Annotated in this window: 2 protein-coding genes and 1 pseudogene; all 3 read left to right on the top strand. The window is 33.3% G+C overall.

Translation table 11 applies throughout. From position 1 onward, the window contains the following. Window positions 1-235: 235 nt before the first annotated feature. A pseudogene (locus CBP76_RS07725) lies at window positions 236-913 on the top strand (glycosyltransferase family 2 protein); the annotation flags it as partial. 34 nt (window positions 914-947) lie between these two features. Beyond that, window positions 948-2,984: a cellulose biosynthesis cyclic di-GMP-binding regulatory protein BcsB gene (locus tag CBP76_RS07720; RefSeq protein WP_102196329.1), complete on the top strand. Its 2,037-nt coding sequence runs from the start codon at window positions 948-950 to the stop codon at window positions 2,982-2,984. Continuing rightward, on the top strand, window positions 2,974-3,828 hold the full coding sequence (locus CBP76_RS07715; protein ID WP_102196328.1) for a GGDEF domain-containing protein: 855 nt from the start codon (window positions 2,974-2,976) through the stop codon (window positions 3,826-3,828). Before CBP76_RS07720 ends, CBP76_RS07715 begins: the two co-directional genes overlap by 11 nt. Window positions 3,829-4,084: the final 256 nt, after the last annotated feature.

Below are 4,084 nucleotides of genomic sequence, written 5' to 3'. Positions count from 1 at the left end.
ATAGCTCGAATATGCGCATAGTAGGCAGCGTCAGAAGTGTATAAGAGACATAAGTAAACCAGAGGAACTAGAAGCCTATTTACCGTGGAACTTTAAATCATCACGATTGAAAACGACTAACGAAGATAATCAAAAAATCGCCGCATAAATGAACACACAAAATCATCCGCATTCTCAAATGAGAGTACGGATGATTTTTTATTTTTCAATACGGTCAGTTATTAGGTGCTTACCATTGTCCTTTCAATGGATGGCTCAAGCTGGTCGTCAACAATTATTTCATCTCTGTACTATACCGGGTACTAATTATGTAATTAGACGAAATGTTATTGAAAAAGTTGGTGGATGGGATGTAAAGGCACTAGCCGAAGATACTGAAATTAGTTTCCGAGTTTATCAAATGGGTTATCGGATTAAATTTCAACCACGAGCAGTTACTTGGGAACAAGAACCACAGACACTTGATGTTTGGTTTCATCAAAGAAAACGTTGGGTCGAAGGTAATATCTACGTTATAGTAAAAAATGCTAAATTGCTTTTTCAAAAGAAAGGACGTCCAATTAGATTTGATTTAATGTACTTCTTGTCGGTATATTTCATATTAATGACGTCATTGATTTTGTCAGATAGTGTGTTCATCCTTTCAGTGGCAGGAGTAGTTCACTCTGATTTACAAGGATTCAGTAATTCGTTATGGCTTTTTGCAGTTACGATGTTCGTGGTAAGTACATTCTTAACAATTACTACAGAAAAAGGGGAATTAACTTTTAGTAATTTTCTATTAATAATATTTATGTATTTAGTTTATAGTCAAATGTGGTTGGCAGTAGCGGCTAACGGAATGGTGGGGTATATTCGTGAACAAGTCTTTCATCAACAAGCAAAATGGTATAAGACCAAACGTTATCAATAAGGTGGTTTATTTTGGCCTGTTATTAATTGGAGTCATGATAGGATTTCTATCCCAAAGTAATTTGGTTCTAGCAGATGATACCTATACTTATACCCAAAACTTTCAGAATAAAACATCTACCTTGTCAGGTAAATCTGTTCAATCAAGCATGTATTTTGTAAAAATGGATTATTGGGATGTTAAGAAGGCAACCTTTAATTTGAATTATCAGGTTTCTCAATTATCATCAAGACAGAATTCAGATATAACGGTTTCAGTTAATGGAGTAAAATTTGACTCTTTTCGTCCTAAAGATGAGACTGGATTTCAATCGCAGCAAATTGAAATTCCATTAAATCTACTAAAAGGATCTAATAAAATTCAAATTAATGGTCAGATTTTGAATCAAGATGGAGACAAGGATTATCAACTACAACAAACTCCAGCCAATTGGTTAACAATAAAAAAGGGTTCAAATATTAATTTTGAATATACTTTGAAACAAGCTGAAAACACATTACATTCTTTCTATCATCATTTTTCAGGGGAAGATACTGTAACCTCTCAACATTCTAAGATTGTCACGGCCAATAATCCCACTGGGGATGAATTGACAGCCAGTATGATTGCTTTATCAGGTGAATCTCGAGTGATTACTACTGATAATGATCAAGTACATGTTTTAAAAATGAATGATATGAATGCTCAAAAAGACGATTATCTAATGGTCGTAGCGAAATATAATAAGTTGCCAGCAGATTTGAAAAAACAAGTTAGTCGTAAAGAAATTGAAAATAAAGCTGTTATTAAAACTTACTATGCAGATAATCGATATTATTTAATCATCACTGCTGAAACCGGGGCTTTATTAAAAAAGGCAGCCCGTTTTGTCGCTAATGAGGAATTAATGAACGAAACTGATAAAGCAGTTGAAGAGGTTGATAATTCGACTGATACTTTCACATCGATTTTACATGATAATGGACACTATAAATTGACTAGTTCAGAAGATAATATTCAAGGTGCTGGTCATCGGGAGTCAAGTTATTTTATTACTTTGCCAAATGACCATACTAACATCGATGGTTCGTTAATTAAATTGAAATTTAGGTATAGTAAAAACTTGAACTTTAATCGTGCTTTAGCAACGGTTTATGTAAACAATACGATTGTTGGTAGTAAAAAATTAACCGCAGCTAAGGCTGATGGTGATACATTAACTATCAATGTTCCTAGGGGGATTACACTTGGAAATAGTTTCCAAGTTAGGGTAGCCTTTGATTTGGAAATGTTGGATCAAAATACTTCAGATAATAGTGATACACCATGGGCACAAGTTGAACCGCAGTCTAGTATTTATGTGAAGTCGGAACGAAGCAATGATTTATTGTTTAGTAATTATCCAACCCTTTTTATCAATAATCAAAGTTACGATAATATTGCGGTTATAGTGCCTAAAAAATTAGATAATTATGACTTCAGTACTTTAACAAATATTTTTAACTTAATTGGTAATTTTTCAAAGGGCAATACTGGCGATATTCAATTTTATACAAAAGAGCCAAGTAAGAGTGTGCTACGGAACAGTAATGTTATTGTTGTTGGTACCCCTAAGACTAATAGTTTTATTAGGACATTGAATTCTAAGCTTTACTTTAAATATTCTAAAAACTTTGATCGTATTGTTTCAAATGAAAAGCTAAGTATTGAAAAAGATTATGGTAAAACTATTGGCACTGATCAATTATTAAGATCGCCGTATAATGATAAGAAGGGGCTTTTAGTAGTGACTGGTCCAAGTTCAAAGGCTACATATTTTGCCTCGACACAAATTAATTTTCAAAAGAATATTCAACAATATAATGGCGATGCGATTATAGTAGATTCTAATAATGCACATTATAGTTATCGCTTTAAAAAGAATAAAGCAATTGATAAATCGTTGGAAACAAAGAATTTTATTAGTCGTAATTCACAATTAATGATTTATTTAGGATTTGCTATTATTGTGTTGATAATGATTGGTGTCGGTGTATTTTTGACGATAAGAAAACAAGGCATAAATAACGGAGGAAATAAGAGTGGAGAATAAAGATGAAAGAAATTCCCTTTTTGCCGATGTAGGTCTGTTGTCTTTTTTAGCATTGTTCGGTGCGACCGCAATATTAATGGTTCTAAGCGGTAATTTGTTCTTAAATACTATCTATCTATTCTGTACGATTGCTCTATTAATGATGACTTATTTCTTTGGCATTTTGCCTAGTTTAATTTCTAATATTACGTTTATTGCAATCCAAGCAGTAGTCATGATTTATCAATATTTGAATAAGTCGACAGCTATACCTTGGCAACTGAGTTTCTGGATGGTTATTCCAATTCTTTTGTCATTAGCTTTATATACGATGACCAAAAATCAGATAGCCTTACAGAAGTCTAATGGGGAGTTAAGGACGGCTTTAATTGAACGTGGTGCATTTGATGAACAAACGAATTTGCGGACCACAGTGGCCTATATTGAAGATATAGCCGTCTTTGCTGAAACTAATCGTCGTTTTGAGATTCCCGTTACAACTGCAATTATTAAGATTCGTTATTTTAATGATTTGAAGCGAATGATGAGTTCAAATCATTTACAACATCTTTTGAAGTTAACAACTGATTCAATTAAAGAAAAAACACGGACAAATGATATTACATATTTGTTAAATAATGAAGATCCTACTTGGGCGATTCTTCTGTATACCAATGAAAAAGGTGCAGGAATTGCGACACAAAGGATCAAAGAGGGATTTGAGAAGAATGTTAAATCAGATGTTTCATTGAATACGATGGCTATTTCAATGGTTGTTGGTATAGCAACATGGGATGGAGAAACAATGAAGACTCCATACGATTTGATGAATGCCGGTATTCGTGAAACTCAATATGATGTTTAAATAAAAAGCCTGTGATTGAATTTTCAATCACAGGCTTTTTATGTAAGCACCTAATAACCGACCGTCTATGATTTAGGCGGAATTCGAATTATGATTATCTCATCAAACATATTGGTGAGGTATTTTTTTATGGAAAATCAACCTGAAATCGTGAAGGTCAATGTCCCTAAGGCTTTAAGCGAAGCTAAGCCGTCAGTACCCAGTCGGGCGCTTCATATTCGTATCGATCAACAAAAATCAGTAACTGTTTATAGAT

This window comes from Companilactobacillus nuruki (assembly GCF_002872255.1).
Taxonomy (GTDB): domain Bacteria; phylum Bacillota; class Bacilli; order Lactobacillales; family Lactobacillaceae; genus Companilactobacillus; species Companilactobacillus nuruki.
The sequence above is the reverse complement of the archived record's forward strand: the minus strand, read 5'-3'. Positions and strand labels throughout refer to the sequence as shown.